This is a genomic window from Mesorhizobium sp. CC13 (assembly GCF_039907765.1).
GTDB lineage: Bacteria > Pseudomonadota > Alphaproteobacteria > Rhizobiales > Rhizobiaceae > Aminobacter.
On sequence record NZ_JARDJI010000014.1, the window covers coordinates 38,711 to 55,904 of the forward strand.

16 protein-coding genes are annotated in these 17,194 nt (G+C 60.7%); 6 read left to right on the forward strand and 10 right to left on the reverse strand.

What is annotated here, in order from left to right:
• Positions 1-745: 745 nt before the first annotated feature.
• On the reverse strand, positions 746-1,759 hold the full coding sequence (locus PV773_RS17775; protein ID WP_347967637.1) for a GlxA family transcriptional regulator: 1,014 nt from the start codon (positions 1,757-1,759) through the stop codon (positions 746-748).
• A gap of 241 nt (positions 1,760-2,000) precedes the next feature.
• On the opposite strand from PV773_RS17775, the gene PV773_RS17780 reads away from it, so the two are divergent.
• From PV773_RS17780 to choX, 5 genes are all read left to right on the forward strand, one after another.
• Positions 2,001-3,137 (forward strand): aromatic ring-hydroxylating dioxygenase subunit alpha, encoded by a 1,137-nt coding sequence (locus PV773_RS17780; protein WP_347967638.1) that lies wholly within the window; start codon positions 2,001-2,003, stop codon positions 3,135-3,137.
• Positions 3,134-4,798, forward strand: coding sequence for a choline dehydrogenase (locus PV773_RS17785; protein ID WP_347967639.1), 1,665 nt, complete (start codon positions 3,134-3,136; stop codon positions 4,796-4,798). The genes PV773_RS17780 and PV773_RS17785 overlap by 4 nt, the downstream gene beginning before the upstream one ends.
• Positions 4,780-5,574, forward strand: a complete 795-nt coding sequence (locus PV773_RS17790) for a class II aldolase and adducin N-terminal domain-containing protein (protein WP_347967640.1) — start codon at positions 4,780-4,782, stop codon at positions 5,572-5,574. Before PV773_RS17785 ends, PV773_RS17790 begins: the two co-directional genes overlap by 19 nt.
• 82 nt (positions 5,575-5,656) lie before the next feature.
• Positions 5,657-6,892 (forward strand): FAD-dependent oxidoreductase, encoded by a 1,236-nt coding sequence (locus PV773_RS17795; RefSeq protein WP_347967641.1) that lies wholly within the window; start codon positions 5,657-5,659, stop codon positions 6,890-6,892.
• A gap of 32 nt (positions 6,893-6,924) precedes the next feature.
• A complete protein-coding gene (choX, locus tag PV773_RS17800; protein WP_347967642.1) occupies positions 6,925-7,848 on the forward strand; it encodes a choline ABC transporter substrate-binding protein in 924 nt (307 codons plus the stop codon).
• Positions 7,849-8,192: 344 nt separating this feature from the next.
• Here the strand turns inward: choX and PV773_RS17805 are convergent, their stop codons facing one another.
• Positions 8,193-8,672 (reverse strand): ATP-binding protein, encoded by a 480-nt coding sequence (locus PV773_RS17805; RefSeq protein ID WP_347967643.1) that lies wholly within the window; start codon positions 8,670-8,672, stop codon positions 8,193-8,195.
• Positions 8,673-8,788: 116 nt separating this feature from the next.
• Between PV773_RS17805 and PV773_RS17810 the strand changes: the two genes are divergently transcribed.
• Positions 8,789-9,328: a Crp/Fnr family transcriptional regulator gene (locus tag PV773_RS17810; protein ID WP_347967644.1), complete on the forward strand. Its 540-nt coding sequence runs from the start codon at positions 8,789-8,791 to the stop codon at positions 9,326-9,328.
• Between the two features lie 299 nt (positions 9,329-9,627).
• On the opposite strand, the gene PV773_RS17815 is transcribed toward PV773_RS17810, so the two are convergent.
• The 8 genes from PV773_RS17815 to groES all read right to left on the reverse strand — a co-directional run bounded on the left by PV773_RS17815 (position 9,628) and on the right by groES (position 16,978).
• Entirely contained in the window at positions 9,628-9,927 is a 300-nt protein-coding gene (locus PV773_RS17815; RefSeq protein ID WP_347967715.1) for a DUF982 domain-containing protein, read from the reverse strand.
• Positions 9,928-10,130: 203 nt separating this feature from the next.
• Positions 10,131-11,084 (reverse strand): ABC transporter permease subunit, encoded by a 954-nt coding sequence (locus PV773_RS17820; protein ID WP_347967645.1) that lies wholly within the window; start codon positions 11,082-11,084, stop codon positions 10,131-10,133.
• Positions 11,074-12,012 (reverse strand): ABC transporter ATP-binding protein, encoded by a 939-nt coding sequence (locus PV773_RS17825; RefSeq protein ID WP_347967646.1) that lies wholly within the window; start codon positions 12,010-12,012, stop codon positions 11,074-11,076. Before PV773_RS17825 ends, PV773_RS17820 begins: the two co-directional genes overlap by 11 nt.
• Entirely contained in the window at positions 12,009-13,220 is a 1,212-nt protein-coding gene (locus PV773_RS17830; protein ID WP_347967647.1) for an NEW3 domain-containing protein, read from the reverse strand. The genes PV773_RS17825 and PV773_RS17830 overlap by 4 nt, the downstream gene beginning before the upstream one ends.
• Positions 13,221-13,245: 25 nt before the next feature.
• On the reverse strand, positions 13,246-14,583 hold the full coding sequence (locus tag PV773_RS17835; RefSeq protein WP_347967648.1) for a Do family serine endopeptidase: 1,338 nt from the start codon (positions 14,581-14,583) through the stop codon (positions 13,246-13,248).
• A 122-nt stretch (positions 14,584-14,705) separates the two neighbouring features.
• Positions 14,706-14,939: a hypothetical protein gene (locus PV773_RS17840; RefSeq protein WP_347967649.1), complete on the reverse strand. Its 234-nt coding sequence runs from the start codon at positions 14,937-14,939 to the stop codon at positions 14,706-14,708.
• A gap of 62 nt (positions 14,940-15,001) precedes the next feature.
• Complete coding sequence (gene groL, locus PV773_RS17845) at positions 15,002-16,630, reverse strand: chaperonin GroEL (RefSeq protein WP_347967650.1); 1,629 nt, start codon at positions 16,628-16,630, stop codon at positions 15,002-15,004.
• A 33-nt stretch (positions 16,631-16,663) separates the two neighbouring features.
• Positions 16,664-16,978, reverse strand: a complete 315-nt coding sequence (gene groES, locus PV773_RS17850) for a co-chaperone GroES (protein ID WP_347967651.1) — start codon at positions 16,976-16,978, stop codon at positions 16,664-16,666.
• Positions 16,979-17,194 lie beyond the last annotated feature (216 nt).

A 17,194-nucleotide genomic window follows, 5' to 3' on the forward strand; every position in this document is an offset into this window, starting at 1 on the left:
TAGTTGACCGGGTCGGAGCCCGCGTGCCTACTTGACCTCGTGTTAGGGCTGGCTAATGTCCGGCTCAAGCTCAACCCCCTGCCGCCATTCCCGCGCCGGGCTGGCTGATGAGCCCAGCGCCCGCGCTTGAGCCCCCCTCAAAAGCGCGGGCGCATCCTTTGTGATCTCTGATTGATTAGCTTAACTCTTGCCCACCATCTCATTTTAGTGCTGACTTATATTTGTAGAAGCATTCAGGCAATGGCGGAGAGCACGGCCAATGAGATATCGCGAGGTCCAAGAGCAGCTCAGGCTTGTCGGAATTCTGATTAGCAAGAGAGGCGACAGCTTTCGGGTCAATCATTTTTCTGGGGGTCCCGCGACCGCATACGTAACATCAGACTTGGAAGAGGCACTTCGGGCAGGTCTCGCTATGGCCAGGCCGCAACATTTGCCCGCGAACTGGTGCGCGCATCGCAAGGCATAATGACAAAGCCCCGCCAACTCACAATGACGGGGCACACTGCCTTGGCGCTTTGCGCGTTGCGGTAGTCACGCCCGCTTGATGCTCCTCTCTTGCCCCCGGCCCCCTGAGCGATCTTTCCAATGTCTCCGACAGACATAAGGCAGTGCCGACTGGGCACAGAAGGTCGGGCCGCTCTTGCTTCAATGCATGTGCGGCCTTTTGAACGCCTGCGCTTGCGGAGCCAAGTCAAAAGTGCTGCGGCTGATAGAGCCGGATTTATCACCCGCATCCGCGAGACCATCACGTTGATGAAGAATTCTTTGAATTGGTCCGCCGGAAGACACTGCTATCGACGGATTGTCGCCGATCCCGGCTGGGAGAGACTTCAAAGGCTTTCCTGTAGGTGCGGGAGAACACTTCGAGCGAGGAGAAGCCACAGGCCACCGCAATCTCGGTGATGGTCAGGTCTGTCTGCTGGACCAGCTGATGCGCCCGCTCCATCCGCAGCATATGATAGATTTGCGACATGCCCGAGCCTAGCTGCTGTTGAAACAGGCGCTGGAGATGTCGTTCAGAAACGCCGACCATCGCAGCGATGTTCGCACAGGACTTGGGCTCGTCGATCGTCGACGCCATAATCTGGCTTGCGCGAGCGACGGGGTCACGCTTCGCTGCACTTGGATCCTTGACATCGAGGGTCTGCTGGCGGGAGTTGCCCTGTCGTTTCTGCAGCAGCAGATGTTGGGAAACCTCGTTGGCAAGCTCCTGCCCAGCCGTGCGGCCAATGATCGCCGCCATCATGTCGAGGGTCGCGCTTGCGCCTGCCGAGACGGGCCGCCGGGCTGAAAGGCTATAGAGCGTGTCAGTCACGTTCATGCCGGGATAGCGTTCCCGCATGCCTTCGATATTGTACCAATGGACGGGCACGGTGTGGTCTTCCATCATGCCGGCCGCCGCCAGTATCTCGCTGCCGGTCTCGATCGCGCCGACTTCAGCGCCCGTACGCTCGGCCCAGCGCAACCATTTGAGCAGGCGGCTGTCGGTTGTGGCAGAACGGGCGTCGAAGCTCGCCAGCACAAGCACTACATCGAAATGCTCTGTCGTCCCGAGCGGATAGTCGACGGGGGTCTGGATTCCACTGCTCGCCGTCACCGCGAACCCGTCGGTTGATAGAGTGCTCCATCTGAACAGCTTTCGTCGGGCAATCCAGTTGGCGATGAACAGCGGCTCGATCGCCATCGCCATCGCCAGATGAGAGAAGCCCGGTGCGAGCACGAGACCGAAGCGGTGAGACTTGGGATTTTCGAGGGTCACGAAAAGCCTCTGATGATTTCGGACGCCGGGTGTCAGATTACGTCAAATCGTTGGAGATTTGAGCTCCGAAGCCTGGGTGGTTGTCGTAAAGCACTAAAATTATTGTTGATTTTTGACAACTGGCAATAGCGACGACCCGCAGAGTATGGCGGATATCGTCAAACTCTTCCATTCACTCCACCATAGCATCCTCCTGTAGCCGGTCCCTTCTGAGGGCCGCATCGGCACGGAGGAGGTAGGCATGACAATAGCGCAATTGACCTGGGACTATAGTGATCCGCGCACGTGCACGTCGATGCCGGCGCCGTTCTTCTTCGATCAAGGCGTATTCGACGAAGAGAAGGCGAAGATCTTCATGAACTGCTGGCACGTCGTTGGCCATGTCAGTGAGTTTGCCAAGCCCGGCGATTTCGTTGTGCAGCACATCTTCGAGCAGAGCATCATCGTGATGGCTGGCAAGGATGGCGAAATCAATGCCTTTCACAATGCTTGCCGTCATCGCGGCAACCGGCTGATCGAGGAGCGGCGCGGCAACAAGATCGGTGTGATCCGCTGCATGTATCATTCGTGGTGCTACAATCAGGATGGCAGCCTGCGCGCCGCGCCGCGCACCGAGAATCTTGATGATTTCGACAAGAAGGAATGGGGCCTGAGGCCTGTCCGGCTGGAAATCTTCGCGAGCTTCGTCTTTGTCACGCTCGACCCGAACGCCGCTCCGGTTTCCGAAATCGCCAACGGCGCCGAAGCAGAAATGCGCCGCTTCCTGCCCGACCTCGACAACCTCGTACTGGCCTCCGAGACGGATGTTATCGTCGAGGCGAACTGGAAAGTCATTCAGGAGAACTCGATCGAGGGCTACCATTTTGACCTGTCCGGACCGGTCCACAAGGATCTGGCGGCGCTAATCAATTTCGAGGGCTACACGCTGACGCCCTACGGACACTGGTGGACCTATATCGGCCCGCCGAACAAGGGCGCCAAGCAAGCTTACGGCGTGCCACTCGAAGGTTCGACCTGGCAGACGGATTGGTTCTTCAACGTCGGGATCTTCCCCAACACGACCTTCTACTCGTTCCCCTACACCGACATGGTCGGCACCTTCATCATGATCCCGCTCACCCCGGAGAAATCTCTACTCCGCTTCGGTTACTACACGCCAAAGGGGCGTGAGATGCCGCCGGTGACGAAGGCGGCGATCGAATGGATGAACAAGCAGCTCGGCCCCGAGGATATCGAGCTGAACATCACCAACCAGAAGGGCCTGCATTCGCTGGGCTTCGGATCGGGAAAATACCTGATCGACCCCGCCCGTCCGCACCAGAGCGAGAACCTCGTGCATCATTTCCACACGCTTTGCTACAAGGCCATACGGGAATGACGGGAAGCGCCGACAAGTCCTGGGACTATGTGATCGCTGGCGCCGGGTCAGCAGGATGTGTCTTAGCGGCACGGCTGTCGGAAGACCCATCATGCCGGGTCCTGCTGCTGGAGGCCGGTCCAGAGGACCGGTCCATCTGGATGCGAATGCCTGCGGGCATGTCGCGCGTGGTATGGGGTAACCGCTACAGCTGGGCGTTCACTTCGGCGCCCGAGCCACATCTGGAAAACCGGCGGCTCGGCCATCCGCGCGGCAAGGTAATCGGTGGCTCCTCGTCGATCAACGGAATGGTCTGGTTGCGCGGCCATCCCCGCGATTTCGACTGCTGGGCGCAGCTCGGCGCCCGCGGATGGAGCTACGAGGAAGTGCTTCCCTATTTCTGTCGGTCGGAAACCGCGCCAGCCTCGGACGACGCCCTACGAGGAAATGACGGACCAGTCCGGATCACACGCGGCGAAGTCGACGCCTCGGCTCTTGCCAAGGCCTTCGTTGCGGCCGGGATCGAGGCAGGGTATCCGAACACGAGTGATTTCAACGGAACCCAACAGGAAGGCTTCGGCGCAGTCGAGCGCAGCACCTGGCGCGGCCGCCGCTGGAGCGCCGCGCATGCCTATCTGAAACCTGCACGCAAGCGACCAAACCTGACCGTGGTCACCGGAGCGCATGCCCTGGGCGTCAAGCTCGAAGGGCAGCGCGCGACGGGGCTCCGTTACGCCAAGGGTGGACGCGAGCATCTTGCTGCTGCATGCGAGGTTATCCTGTCTGGCGGGGCCATCGGCTCCCCGCACATCCTTCAGCTGTCAGGGATTGGTCCGCAGAAGTATCTCGAAGCCGCGGGCATCAAGGTGCGCCACGCTCTTTCCGAAGTCGGGGAGAACCTGAACGACCATCCGGACCTTGTCATCCAGCATGCCTGCAAGCAGTCAGTCTCACTGTATCCGGTAACCCGCGCGCCGCGCAGCTGGCTTGCCGGGGTCGAGTGGATGCTGAAAGGCTCCGGCCCGGCGGCGACCAATCATTTCGAGGCGGGAGGTTTCATCACCAGCCGCCCCGAGCTGGACCAACCGGATATTCAGTTCACTTTCATGCCGTTGGCGGTCGTGCCAGGGGGAACTGACGTACTGGCCGAGCACGCCTTTCAGGTCCATATCGACCTGATGCGGCCGCGCAGCCGCGGGCATGTGCGCGTAGTGAACAGCGATCCTTACCAGGCGCCAGAAATCCTCTTCAACTATCTGAATGATCGCCAGGATCTCGCGGATCTGCGCGCTGGCGTTCATCTCCTGCGAGATGTGCTTTCCCGGCCTGCGCTCGCTCCCTTTGCCGGTGCCGAGCTTTTTCCAGGGCCGGCCGTGCGGACGGACGAAGAGATCGATCGTTGGATTCGGCAGACGCTGGAGACCTGCTATCACCCCGTCGGCACCTGCCGGATGGGCGCCGCGGATGATCCTGGTGCCGTCGTCGATCCGGAATGTCGCGTGCGCGGGCTCGAAGGGCTGCGCGTCGTGGATGCATCCATCATGCCGGCCATCGTCAGCGCCAATACCAATGCCTCGACGATCATGATCGCCGAAAAGGCTTCAGACATCATCCGTGGCCGGCCACCGCTGCGTGCCGTTCAGGCCACGAACGAAGACCACGCATGGAGGACCAGAGCGTGAATGCCATAGAGGCCCAGCCGACCATTGCGCCTGAAAACCTGCCGGACAAGGACACCCTAGACACCATGCGGCAAGACCTTGCGGCTGCTTTCCGGTGGTTCGCGCGGCTCGGCATGCACGAATCCGTGGCCAACCATTTCAGCCTCGCAGTGGAACCGAGCGGGCGGTACTTCCTGATGAACCCGCGGGGGCGGCATTTTTCGCGGATACGGGCTTCGGACCTCATCTTGTTCGATACCGCGGACGCCTCGACGCTCGATCGGCCCGATGCGCCCGACCCCACCGCCTGGCACATTCACGGCCGGATCCACGCACGCTGCCCCCATGCTCGCTGCGTCATGCATCTGCATCCGCGCTATGCGACGGCGCTCGCCTCGCTTCAGGACAGCCGTATGCCCCCGATCGATCAGAACACCATGCGCTTCTTCGGTCGGCTCGCCATCGACGAAGGTTTTGGCGGGATGGGTCTCTCCGACGACGAAGGTGACCGCCTTGCAGGCCTCCTCGGGAGTGGCAACGTCCTGCTAATGGGAAATCACGGTGTGCTGGTCGCGGCCGATACCGTCGCTGCCGCGCTGGACGAGATGTACTATTTCGAGCGGGCCTGCGAGACGCTGATGATCGCCTATGCGTCGGGCCAGCCCTTGCGGGTCGTATCGGACAATGTTGCCACGGTGACGCAGCAGCAATGGGCGGAATACGGCCAGCTGGCGATCGACCACCTCGCCGAGGTGCGGGCCATTCTCGACGTTGACGAGCCAGATTATCGCAATTGAGGGCAATCTATTACGGGGAAACTTGCCTTAGACGCAAGCGAGACTGCTCCTGAGGCATGCACTCATTGATGAGGTTCGTACGATGAGACCTATCAATAAAAAAGAGAGACTGTTGATTGTCGGCGCAGGCCAGGCTGGTTTCGCCGCCGCAGCGAAACTGCGGGCGCTGAAGGACGACCGTCCGCTCACGATAATCGGAGCGGAAGACGTCCTGCCCTATCAGCGGCCGCCGCTGTCAAAGAAATATCTAGTCGGCGACATGACCTTCGACCGGCTGCTGTTCCGCCCCGAGCAGTGGTATGCCGACAACAATGTCGAAATCCGCCTGTCGACACGTGTCGAGCAGATCAGGCGCGACGAAAAACAGGTTGTGTTGCAGGACGACACGGTTGTTGATTACGGGACCTTGCTGCTGGCAACGGGATCGACGCCCCGCCAGCTACCTGCGTCGATCGGTGGTGCGTTGAGCGGCGTCTATGTCATGCGCGAAAAGCGCGACGCCGATCTCCTGGCGGAAGCGATGCTGCCAGGACGCCGCGTGTTGATCATCGGTGGCGGCTATATCGGGCTCGAGGCCGCAGCGGTGGCGCGCCATCGCGGGCTCGAGGTGACCGTGATCGAAATGGCTGACCGCATCCTGCAGCGGACAGCCGCCCAGGAAACCGCCGATATCATACGCGCCATCCATAAGGCCCATGACGTAGAAATCCGGGAAAAGACCGTTCTCGATCATCTCATTGGCAAGGACGGCTATGTCAGCGCCGCAAAGCTCACCGACGGCACGGTGATCGATGTCGATTGTGCCATCGTCGGGATTGGCGTCGTTCCGAACGATCAGATCGCCCGCATAGCTGGCCTGGATGTGCAAAATGGTATTGTCGTCGACGAGTTCGGCCGGACATCCGATCCGTCCATCTTTGCTGCCGGCGATTGCGCCTCGTTTCCCTGGCAGGACGGACGCATTCGCTTTGAATCGGTCCAGAACGCGGTGGATCAGGCTGAGGCCGCAGCCGAGGTCATCGGCGGCGCGGGCGCACCGTACCGGCCGAAACCATGGTTCTGGTCGGATCAGTATGACGTCAAATTGCAGATTGCCGGCTTCAATCTCGGCTACGACCAGACGTTGCTGCGCCCCGGCAGCCGCGAGGGCGCATACTCCGTCTGGTATTTCAAGGAGGGCGCGTTCGTGTCAGTCGACGCGATCAACGACGCCACGGCCTATCTGGTCGGCAGGAAGATGCTCGAACTGGGCATCAATCCGCATCCGACAGTACTCGCCGACCCACTCAGCGATCTGAAGCAGTTGCTCCGTACATGACCGGAGCACGAACCTACCAACGGGAGTAGAGCATGCGAAGACTGCCTTTTGCCGCCGCTGTGACCGGCGTTTTGTGTTCTGGCTTTGCGGCCGCTGCTGACCCGGATTCCTGCAGCAAGGTACGCCTCTCCGACGTCGGCTGGACCGACATCCAGGCGACGACGGCGACCGCCTCTGTCGTACTCACCGCCTTGGGATACAGGCCGGAGGTCAAGCAGCTTTCGATACCGGTGACCCTGGCTTCGCTCAAGAACAATGACATCGATGTCTTCCTCGGCAACTGGATGCCGTCGATGACCGCCGACATCAAGGACTATACCGCGGAGGGTTCGATCGAAACCGTCAGCAAGAACCTCGATGGCGCCGGCTACGGCCTCGTCGTTCCGAACTACGTCGCTGAAGGCGGCGTCAAGACGCTGACCGATCTCGGCAAGTTCAAGGACAAGTTTGGCGGCAAGATCTACGGCATCGAAGCGGGTAATGACGGCAACCGCATCATCCTCGACATGCTGGGCAAGGCCGAAAACAACCTCGCAGGCTTCGAGCTGGTTGAATCGTCCGAAGCCGGCATGCTCACCCAGGCTGAGCAGGCGATGAAGGGTAACCAGTGGATCGTCTTCCTCGGTTGGACGCCACATCCGGTCATGGGCGAGATGAAGATCACCTATCTCGACGGCATGGGCGACTCCGGCTTCGGCGCTGCCACCGTGCACACCAACGTGCGCAAGGGGTATCTGCAGAAGTGCCCCAACGTTGGCAAGTTCATCTCCAACCTGAAGTTCGACCTGTCGATGGAAAACACCATGATGGATGCGATTCTCAAGGGCGGTAATGCCAATGACGTCGCGAAGGACTGGCTGAAGGCAAATCCCGATGCCGCCGCCAAGTGGCTCGACGGCGTCACCACCTTCGACGGCGGCGACGCTTCGGCTGCAGTGAAGGCTGCGCTCAAGTAAGTCCGGTCCGTCGGCTTGCTTCACGCCACATGCAGAGCACGCGTGGGATGCGTGCAAATTGTCCAGATCGAAGAGCAAGAGCGAAGGCGCAGCCCAGCCCCTCAGGCTCTCTTCCTCCCGGAGGTCGCCACGGCCGATGACGCGCTTCCAATATGTCTTTTCTATAGGAGGCTTCTCCCACCAGAGGCTGGAATTTCAAGCTCGAAGCGTTGGTGGCTGGTGACCTGAGCTGCAGGAAGCCGACATTGACATCGCACTGCCGCGGCATGTCGATTTCAGTCCGCATATCGCACAGCGAGGACTGGCGGCCGAACACACGGGAGGCGCCTAAAGGAGAGATATCGTCAGTGTGCGCGTGGCAGGAACAGATGAACGCTCGTTCCCTTTCCGATCTGACTCTCAATCCGAATGTGTCCGCCGGACTGGTTGACGAAACCATAGACCTGGCTGAGCCCGAGCCCGGTCCCTTCGCCGTTACCCTTGGTAGTGAAGAAGGGTTCGAAGACCTGAGCGAGGACCGCCTTGTCCATGCCGTGGCCAGTATCGCTGAGGGTGACGCGCACGAAGGACGTGGCGAGGGCTTTCACGTCTTCCAGATCGTCTGGAGCATCGTTCGTCTCGATCGTAAAGGTGCCGCTGTCCGCCATCGCATGCCGAGCATTGACCGCCAGGTTGAGAATCGCGACGTCAAGCTGGTTGGCGTCAATAAGAACCGGGCCGAGCGTAGGATCAAGCTGATAATGAACTGCGATGCCATGGCCAAGGGTCTGCTCCAGAAGAGTGGCAAGCGATTCGATCCGTTGATTGAGGTCGACCGTCTCCAACCGGCACCACCTTGCACGATCCGGGCGACACCGTTAGCCACGCTTACTTTCCTCGCAGGTCGAGCCTGATTTCGTATCTTGTGGTCCTCGGTGACGGTCGCGCGATCGAGACAGCGTTGATTGGCCGCGAAGGCGCCATCGGTGGCATCGTCAGTCAGGGCCGGCTCCCGGCTTATTCCCGCGCAGAGGTTCAGCTTGGCGGCGATTTCTTCCGTATTGATCTGCACCACCTCGAGGAGGCGAAGGTCCGTTCGATGACATTGCGGCATCTGTTTGCCCGCTATGCCGATTGCATGATGGCGCAGGTGTTTCAGTCGGTCGCCTGCAATGCAGCGCATTCGATCGAACAGCGCACCGCGAAATGGCTGCTTGCTGCGATCGAGCGCACCGGCGCCCCGGATCTGGCGCTGACGCAGGAGCAACTCGCGGCGATGTTGGGCGTGGGGCGCAGCTATCTCAGCCGTGTTATCCGTGATCTGAAGGAACGAGGCGTCATTGACACTGGACGAGCTCGGTTCGGCGTTCGCGACATCGACGGCCTGAGAGCCCTCGCCTGTGAGTGCAATGCCGCAACAAGCCGACATTTCGACGATGTCCTCAAGGGTGTCTATCCAGCCGAAGAAAACGGGCTTGCGTCAGCCCGTAAGCCTCTTTGACGCCGATGGCGGAACAAGTCGCAGAGCGCTGGCCTGATAGGCCGAAGCTTTGCGGTGTGTTGATGCGGCCCGCTGGAAGCGGCTTCAGAAGCGTTGTCGTCTCCAAATTGACGAGATCAACCGGCCCCCTCCGTCGCCAAACGAAAAGCCTTGCGGCGCCGCTTGCTGCCATCTATGCGAGCGGCCGCGTGTTCATTCAGGCCAATGCTCATCATACCTTCGATCACTTCGCCACCAACGCTCAACCGAAACGCGAAGGCCGTCAGTTCGCATGTAGGACGTACGGTCGAGCTTGGCCGTCAGTTCGATGCACCGTAACCGCATTCAGCAGAAGTGACCCCGACTACATTCTCGATCTGCGGAGCAAGAAGGTCATGTCTCCGGGCAAAGGCGACAAACATGCCGCGGGCGGTTTCCGCTTCGATCTCACCGGCGAGCGCTGCCTTGCAGGCGTGGAAAGCAACCACATGCGCCGGATCCCTTCTTGACGGTGGCCATTCGTAAAGAACTGCGATGGCTTCAGTCACGGATTTGACCTCTGTAGGGAAACCGAGACCGACGAGGATGGTGACAGGACGTTCGAACAGGTTGTGTTCCATTGGTTTCCTCCTTTCGTCATCGGACGCTTTGGTAAGCAGTATTGTCTGTAACTCGCAGCGCTCGGACATTTCATGCACGTTGCCAAGCGGGGGCAAGGCGCTGTAGCCTTCACCAGTGCCTCGCGCCATGCCGTCAAGGCGCAGCGGATGCTCGCGACCGTCTAGCCGGAAGGCGCCGAGGCTATGACTAAGACGCGTCGACGTCATGCCCTGACCTCCTGGCGTTGGAAGACGACATAGGCAATGGTGAAGAGCAGGATCATTGCAGCGACGAGCCCTGAGATCTGTGGCCATACGATCAGAAGGCTCTGCATTGTGGGTAGCGGCGCGCCGACGATTGCACCCTGGACCTGATCGAAGAACAGCGGACCGACGGAGCGGGCGGCTGGGTCGAGCAGCATCGCTGTCACTTCACCGTAGAGCATCTGTGGCGACAGTCTTGCAACAGCCTGCTGCGTCTCAAACTGCGTGATGACACTCGTCGGGTCGAGCGGATCGATCGGAGTAACAGCATTTGCTATCAACGGGGCGATCATTCCCCAGAACACTGTCAGCACCAGCCAGACCGACAGCGCCGCCAGCGCAGAAGTGGCGGGCGAGCGAATGACCGTTGAAAACGTGATCGCAAGCGCCAACCAGACGCCAGCGTATGCCAGTGTCACCCCCAGATATGCGATGCCGCGAACGAGGTCTCCAGCCAACGGCGGAAGGCCAAGGAAAAGGATGCCGAGGCCAACCATGAGAAGCCATAGCGTCAGCAGCGCGATCACAATGACCAGCAGTCCACCCAGGAACTTTCCGAAGAGTACAGCGTCCCGATAGATCGGCTGCGAGAGGAGCCGACTCATGGTCCGGCGCGAGTGCTCGCCGTTGATAGCATCGAAGCCGAGCGCGATTGCCACGAGGGGCAGCAGAAAGCCGAGGAATGCAGCGAACGACGGTAGGGGCTCTTGCGCGACGGTCAACAACTTGAGGAACAGGTAGGGATCCTCAGCCGTGGTTTGGCTGATGCGACCGATCGCGCCATAAACAGCGCCTATGGCGGTTAGCAGGACAAGCAGCATGATCAGGTGCATGCGTGCGCTGGTCATGTGATCGGCCGCTTCCTTGAGGGCGATCGTCGCGGCCCCTTTGAAGGGTGAGCCTTCACGCGTCATGGCCAACCTCCTTGAAATAGCGGGTGTAAGCCTGGTCGAGACTTGCCCGACGCAAATCGAGGTTCTTCAGCGCTCCGCCGCCTTCAACGACGAAGCGAGCGAGCTCCGGTCGAACGTCGCGCTCAGCCTCGACCAGCCAGTGTCCGTGGCGTCCCGGTACGACAGATTTTATCCCTTGCGCCACCCCGGCCGCCTTTGCCAGATCGATGCCGTCCGCCTCAACGTCCACGACAAAGGCACCGCCCCCAATTTGCGCTGCCAGCTGCTCGATCGTGCCCAAAAATCCGATCTTGCCTTTATTGAACAGTGCGATGCGGTGGCAGATCGATTGAACAACATTGAGCATGTGCGACGACAACAAAATGGTCATGCCGTCCCGGCTTAACGCCTGGATCAGATCGAGCAGTTCCTGGGTCGACTGGGGATCGAGACCCGAAGTCGGCTCGTCGAGGATGGCAACGCTGCACCTGCGCATGAGGAGTTCTGCAATGCCAAGGCGCTGCCGCATGCCACGGGAATAGGTACCGACCTGCCGGTCGGCGACATCAATCAGGCGCACCTTGTCAAGTGCCGCGGCGATCCGTTCACGCGCAAGATCTTTCGACATGCCGGCGAGACGGGCGGTGTAGGCCAGGTTCTCGCGGCCCGACATGGCATCGTAAAAGCCGACGGCGTCCGGCAGGTAGCCCACCTCGCGCTTGACCTCAAGCGGCTGACGCAGTGGGTCCTTACCGAGGATTCTTACGCTGCCTTCACTCGGCTCGGTCAGGCCGAGCAGCATCAGGATCGTGGTTGTCTTGCCGGCGCCGTTCGGTCCGAGCAGGCCGACAACTTCGCCGGCGTCAACCGACAGATCTATTCCTGCAACCGCGGTTGCCGTGCCATAGCGTTTGACCAGTCCAGTTGCTTTTATGACTGTGGTATTCATCGCCGCCCATACCTCATCACAGCCATGCCGAGGACGAGCGCCGCAGCAGCAATGACGCCGAGCCCGGCAACACCCCACATTGTCGAGGTGTTGACCGTCACGCGGAACTGCGCCGATTCCGACACGCTTCCACCGCTGGCGCGAACATTGATCATGTAGTCGCCGGCGATAGCACGCTCGGACGGTGTGATCTTCACGTTGACTTCGCTTGTGGCGTTTGGCGCAAGCGTGCCAACGGTCTTCGGCTCGAATTCCACCTTCCAGCCAGTGGGTGGCGAGGCCGAAAGTTCGACATCCGTCGCTGGCGCAGTCCCAGCGTTGGCAAGCGTAAAGGGAAAAGTCGTTTCCTTGCCAGCAACCGCTTGGCCCGAAAGCCGTTCCTGGGGACCGCTCAACGCGACCTCCGGTTGACCCGTCACCTCGATGCTGAGTTCTGTCGCAGCGTTGGCGCCACCCCCCGCAACTTCCATGGCGATCGGATAGCTGCCAGCTGGCGCGGCGCGTGCCGGCGTGACCTCGAGCGTAATGTTTTGAGTGGCGCCGGCTTCGATTGGCAAGCCGGTGATTTCTTCCGAGCCATACCCGCGCTTAAAGCGTGTCTGGAAGCCTTCGGGGGCAGTGGCGGCCAGGTTGACCAAGCTTTCCTCGGCGCCGTTGTTGGTCACTTCGACCTTGAAGCTGAAGGTCGAGCGCGCAGTACCCCGCAGCGCCGGCAATTCCGGCTTCAGTTCCAAGCCGCCCTCGGATGCATCCGATAGTTTCACGGTAATCGGCAAATCGGCCGTTTGATTGCCGTAGCGAGCCTTGACGTCGATCGGCACGCTCGTGCCGGTCGCACCTTCCGGTGGCGTCAGCTCGAGCTTGACCTCTTCCGTGGCATTGGGCGACACAATGACGGCCCCAACCTCGCGGTTGCCACCCTTGATCGACCATTTCCAGCCATCGGGAATGCCTGACACCTCCAGCGACGCACGCTGAGGCGGCAGATTGTCGTTACGCAAAGTCAGCGGGATCGACTCGGTCTCGCCGGGTCGGATCGCCAGGTCAGGATGCGGTGTCGTCAGCCAGAAGCCGGTTAACTCTTGAGGATTTGCTGGTTGATACTGCGCGAGCGCCGGAACCGGGATCAACGCCGCTGCAATGGCCGCTCCTGCGGCGATTATCCATCGAACAGATTTTTTCATCTCCTTCTCCCAATCGATGAACACGTTGCTCTACTCGGATGGTGCGCTCCTAGCGGATAACCAGGAAGAGCTTCGCCCCACCGCGAAACAGATCCAGCGCGATCGTGCCGGCGGTGTTGCGCAGTGCCGTGGCCAGTTCGACCGTGGTTGTGACCGGCTGCCGGTTGACCGCGACAATCACGTCCCCAGCTCGCAGGCCGGCGCGGGCTGCGGCGCTGCCTTCGTCGACGCGGGAAACGAACACGTTTCCGGCGGCATCTTCGATTTGCGCGCCCTCCAAACGATCGGGCAGCGCCGCCGTTTTTGCTCCCTTTTCAGGTTCGATACGCACAGTGACAGACTTTCGCGCGCCGTCGCGCAGGTACTCGATGCCCACCTCCGATCCGGCGGGTGCCAGGCCAACCCGGTTTCGCAGATCGGCTGAGCCGGAGATCGGGTGCTGATCGACACTGACGATCACGTCGCCGGCCAGTAACCCGGCTTGGGCAGCAGGCGAGCCGTCTTCGACGCTGCTGACAACGGCGCCGGAATTCTCGGCGAGTTTGAGCGCGTCTGCGAGGTCCGGCGTCAAATCCTGGATGGCGATGCCGATACGACCCCGCCGCACCTCGCCATGCTCAATGAGTTGCTTCATCACAGTCGACGCCATCGCGATCGGGACAGCGAAACCAATGCCGATATTGCCGCCGGCCGGCGCGATGATGGCAGTGTTAATGCCAACCAAACGCCCGTCATGTGTCACCAATGCGCCGCCGGAATTGCCCGGATTGATCGAGGCATCAGTCTGGATAAAATCTTCGTAGCCCTCGATGTTGATGCCGCTGCGGCCAAGCGCACTGACGATACCAGAGGTAACGGTTTGGCCGAGACCAAATGGATTGCCGATCGCCACCACCGGTTCGCCGACGCGAAGCGCATCGGAATCACCAAGGGGGAGGGCCGTAAGCCGGTCGCCCTTGATCCTGAGCAACGCGACGTCGGTCGCCTGGTCGCTGCCGATCAATTCAGCTGTGAAGCGGCGCCGATCCTTCAGCGTCACCGTGATCTCGCTGGCGTCGGCAACAACGTGATGGTTGGTGAGGACGAACCCCTTTTCGGCGTCGACGATGACGCCCGATCCGGCGCTCAATCTCGGCTGCGCATCGGGCATGTTGAAATAGCGCCGGAAGAACGGATCATTGTAAAGCGGATTGGTCTGGGCTGCGGAGCCGGAGGTGACCGCAATGTTGACGACAGCCGGCGTCACTTCTTGCAAAACATCGGGAAGAGGGCGCTCGGCGCTGGCGCTAATAGCGGGCTGCGGTGCGGCTGCCAATGCGGGCGCCGACGCCAGAACAAGAAAGATTGCCGAAAGCGCAGCAAGATAACTGGACGAATGCGTAGTCATTTTTCGGCCCCGAACTCTAGTTTCCTCCTTTCGACGCCACCGGCTGGCCATCGGGTCTACCGTGAACGGACGATATTGTCCGTTCCTCTCATTTGCCGGCGAACGCCAGTTTCAGTTGCCCGTCAAACATCCGTTTTCGCATCCGTCTTCGGGTTCGCTTTTCCGTCCGACAACTGCCGCGCCGCCAAGAACATCACCGTGTACGCTGCCTTCCGTCGGTCCCAGCCTACGGATTCAGTCATGTCGAGCACTTCGGTCAGTACTGGCTCCAGCACGGTTTTCAGATCGGCCTCATAACTCAGTTCGGACGCCGCACGTTGCGGCGGCGCAATCTTGTTGATGTTGATCGTATCCATGGCATCACCCGTCTGGGGCCGTGTCCGCGCCCGGATGGACGCGGACACGGCCTCTCTGTCTCTTAGAAGTCCATGCCACCGCCGGGCATCGCCGGCAGCGGCGCGTCCTTCTTCGGCTTCTCGGCCACCATCGCCTCGGTGGTGACCAGCAAGCCAGCGACGGACGCAGCGTCCTGAAGTGCGGTGCGCACCACTTTCACCGGATCGATGACGCCCTGGCTGTAGAGGTCGCCAAACTCATTGGTTTGTGCGTTCCAGCCATAGCCGAACTCGGCCTTGTCACGCAGTTTGCCGACGATGATCGAGCCTTCGGCGCCAGCGTTTTCCGCGATCTGTCGCACCGGCGCTTCGAGGGCGCGCCGCACGATCTCGACACCATGTTTCTGGTCGGAATTGTCGGCCTGGACATTGTCGAGCGCCTTTACCGCGCGCAGCAGGGCCACGCCGCCGCCCGGCAACACACCTTCTTCAACTGCGGCGCGGGTGGCATGCATGGCGTCATCGACGCGATCCTTGCGCTCCTTCACCTCGACCTCGGTCGAGCCGCCGACGCGAATGACGGCGACGCCCCCGGCGAGTTTGGCCAGGCGTTCCTGCAGCTTCTCACGATCGTAGTCCGAGGTGGTCTCCTCTATCTGGGCCTTGATCTGCGCAACACGCCCCTGGATCTCGGTCCTGGAGCCGGCGCCGTCAACGATGGTGGTGTTTTCCTTCTCGACGACCACCTTCTTGGCGCGGCCCAGCATGTTCAACGTCACGTTTTCAAGCTTGATGCCGAGATCTTCCGAGATCGCCGTGCCGCCGGTCAGTATGGCGATATCTTCCAGCATCGCCTTGCGGCGATCGCCGAAGCCAGGCGCCTTGACGGCAACGACCTTGAGGCCGCCTCGCAACTTGTTGACGACAAGGGTAGCCAACGCCTCGCCCTCGACGTCCTCCGCGATGATCAGCAGCGGCTTGCCGGACTGGACGACCGCCTCAAGCACCGGCAGCAAAGCCTGCAGGTTGGACAGCTTCTTTTCGTGAATCAGGACATAAGGCTCTTCCAACTCGACGCGCATCTTGTCCTGGTTGGTGACGAAATAGGGGGACAGGTAACCGCGATCGAACTGCATGCCTTCGACGACTTCGAGTTCAGTTTCGGCGGTTTTTGCCTCCTCAACCGTGATAACACCCTCGTTGCCGACTTTTTGCATCGCCTCGGCGAGGAAACGGCCAATTTCGGCGTCACCATTGGCCGAAATCGTTCCGACCTGGGCGATCTCGTCGTTCCTGGTGACCTTGCGAGCATTGACCTTGAGTTCGGCGACCACGGCGTCGACGGCCTTGTCAATGCCACGCTTCAAATCCATCGGGTTCATGCCGGAAGCGACAGCTTTGGCACCTTCCTTGACAATCGCCTGGGCAAGCACCGTCGCCGTTGTGGTCCCGTCGCCGGCGATGTCGCTGGTCTTGGACGCGACCTCGCGCACCATCTGTGCGCCCATGTTCTCGAATTTGTCTTCAAGCTCGATCTCCTTGGCGACGGTGACACCGTCCTTGGTGATGCGAGGGGCGCCGAACGACTTGTCGATCACAACGTTGCGGCCCTTGGGGCCGAGCGTGACCTTCACAGCGTTGGCGAGAATGTCGACACCGCGCAGCATCTTCTCGCGGGCTTCGGTATGGAATTTGACTTCCTTAGCAGCCATTTTTCTTGCTCCTTCTTAAACGCCGGGTGCCACTCAGGCGGCCTTCCTGGCCTGGGCCGCGGCATCGATCACGCCCATCACGTCGGACTCCTTCATGATCAGGAGATCCTCTCCATTGAGCCTGATCTCGGTGCCGGACCATTTGCCGAACAGGATGCGGTCGCCAACCTTGACGTCGAGCGGCTGCAACTGGCCGCTGTCGTCGTGGGCGCCCGGACCAACGGCGATGACCTCGCCTTCCTGCGGCTTCTCCTTGGCTGTGTCGGGGATGATGATGCCGCCGGCCGTTTTTTCCTCGGCCTCGATGCGGCGGACCAGGATACGGTCGTGCAATGGACGGAACGTCATGTCGTTCTCCTCATGGACAAACAGATTTTTGAGGTTCCTCCGCGCTGCATCCGAAGCGGTGCGGCGCGGGGTGCGCGACCCTCTTCGGCATCGCGCGCAATCGATCTGGGTGAGGTGTTTTTGAGTTTCAAGAGGTGGCCGCAAAATTTTTAGCGCTCGGGCTTGCCGAGTGCTAGCGCGCTGAATTCATGCAGCTATCCGCCGCGACGGCGTGAT